The organism is Frankia sp. CeTa3Moorea (genome assembly GCF_978021225.1).
The window spans coordinates 3,960-4,885 of sequence record NZ_CDXDOR010000251.1; the positions used below are offsets into that span (position 1 = coordinate 3,960).

A 926-nucleotide genomic window follows, 5' to 3' on the forward strand; every position below is an offset into this window, starting at 1 on the left:
GGTCAACTGCTCCCGCCGGCCCATCCACCATCCAGTCCCTCGACGCCGTCACGATCATCCTATCGAGGCGTCGCTACGACCGTTTGACCCCGCCCAGCTTCATCACCGCCCGATCTCCGCCGAGAACCTCCGCAAACGCCTGCACGTCGGCGCGGGCACTGCACGAGCCCTTGTCGCGCAGCTGCGCAGCGATACCAAGGCCGCATTCGACACCGCGGTGCCAGAGCCGGCCGGCATCGGAGCAGCCTGACACTTTCGAGGGCCCAGGGCCGACTGTGGAACAGTCGGCAACGGGGTAGTCTGACGCCGTCGAACGCCCACGGCTGACCCGGAGGATGCCGGCGCCATCGGCGGCGGCGGGACGCCGTGGCCCGCCGGCCTCGTCGTGCTGCCTGTGGAACCGCCGGCGGGTGAGAGCCGCCAGGCTGCGGTCGGGCGGGTGGCGCGGACGCGGTCTCGCCGCTGGCCTCGCCGTCGCCTGTGCCTGCCGGCCGCGGTCGGTACGGCGATGACGGTGACGGTCTTGTCTGGTGTCAGCAGGCGCATCTGCCGCCCCAGCCGCAGCACCCGGCCGTCCTGGCATGTGCGGCGGTCTTGGGGCGCCAGGGCCATCCCAGCAACACGACCGCGAGGACGGCCAAGACGATCCCGGCGGCGATCAGGGTGTGGTTGACCGCAGCGGCGGCTCCCGTCGTGAGCAGCCCTGCGCCGACCAGGAGCGGCAGTGCGCAGCGCACGGCGCAGGCGAGGATCGCCAGCGTCGCCGACACGGCGGCCCGGCGCGGCGTGCGGCACCGATCCGAGGCCGGGGCTGCTCAGTGGCCGTTCGGATCTCGAACGGTCCCGTGACGATCGGTGCGGCGCGGTCGGGACGGGGATTGGTGGGCGTGGCGGTCACGGCTGGTTCCTCGGGCGGGCGACAGGGG

Annotated in this window: 1 protein-coding gene and 1 pseudogene; one reads left to right on the forward strand and one right to left on the reverse strand. The window is 73.0% G+C overall.

The genetic code is table 11. The features are described from left to right. A pseudogene (locus AC08OV_RS23745) lies at positions 1-250 on the forward strand (hypothetical protein); the annotation flags it as partial. A gap of 283 nt (positions 251-533) precedes the next feature. Here AC08OV_RS23745 and AC08OV_RS23750 read toward each other — a convergent pair. Next, entirely contained in the window at positions 534-770 is a 237-nt protein-coding gene (locus AC08OV_RS23750; protein ID WP_476615799.1) for a hypothetical protein, read from the reverse strand. Positions 771-926: the final 156 nt, after the last annotated feature.